Origin of the sequence: Colwellia asteriadis (assembly GCF_039523295.1) — a bacterium.
In the GTDB taxonomy this organism is placed as follows: domain Bacteria; phylum Pseudomonadota; class Gammaproteobacteria; order Enterobacterales; family Alteromonadaceae; genus Colwellia; species Colwellia asteriadis.
The window spans coordinates 1-694 of sequence record NZ_BAAAFA010000037.1; the positions used below are offsets into that span (position 1 = coordinate 1).

The 694-nt window shown below is 24.2% G+C and carries 2 protein-coding genes; both read right to left on the bottom strand.

Annotated features, from left to right (window positions below):
• Positions 1-42: 42 nt before the first annotated feature.
• On the bottom strand, positions 43-237 hold the full coding sequence (locus ABD005_RS18120; protein WP_198968532.1) for a hypothetical protein: 195 nt from the start codon (positions 235-237) through the stop codon (positions 43-45).
• A gap of 188 nt (positions 238-425) precedes the next feature.
• A partial coding sequence (locus ABD005_RS18125; protein ID WP_343819161.1) for a glycosyltransferase family protein occupies positions 426-694 on the bottom strand: 269 nt, incomplete at its 5' end.

Consider the following 694-nt stretch of genomic DNA (forward strand, 5'->3'; position numbering starts at 1 on the left):
ACAGAACGACATGGCTACGATCCGACTTAAATAAAATTTTTTTTACCAAGTGCCCCATTCATTACTATCTATAATTTTTATTTTTCCATTTTCTATCATATTTGCATAATCTCTTAGAATTTTTGGCAATACTTTTCTTAATTGTTCTTCTGTTGGTTTATTTGGAACTTGTTCTATAAGCAGATAAATCTTAACATGTAATGTTTTATCTTTTTCATCATATTGATAAAATATCATTTTTATCACTTCTTATTATATTCAAATTCAATTTTATAATTTTAATTATAATCATTACACATTTTTATTATTCTATCTATTAATTCTTGATCTTCAGAATTTACATGAAATGTCGTTAGTTTTTCGCATATTATTTTTAGCTTCACGTCCTATCACTATTATATATTATGTATTATGACAAATTTATACTATTCTAAGAATCTAGTATATAAATTTCTAATATCATATCTTTTTGCTAATTCTTTTAATTTAACACTTCTTTCTTCTCTATCTTGTAATTCTGTAGCTAATATAATTGCATTTGTCATATCTTCAATTTCAAATTTATGAATTTTCCATTTTTGTCCATGTTCCTTATCATAATATTCCTCAACTCTAGAAGATTTAATTAGTAAATTCCATTGCCAACTTGTAAATTCATCAAAAGGAGGCATTAATTGATGGATAACTGGTGTTC

Excerpts from the sequence above, each read along its gene's own strand:
- ABD005_RS18120 (WP_198968532.1), bottom strand. The coding sequence starts at position 237 with ATGATATTTTATCAATATGATGAAAAAGATAAAACATTACATGTTAAG.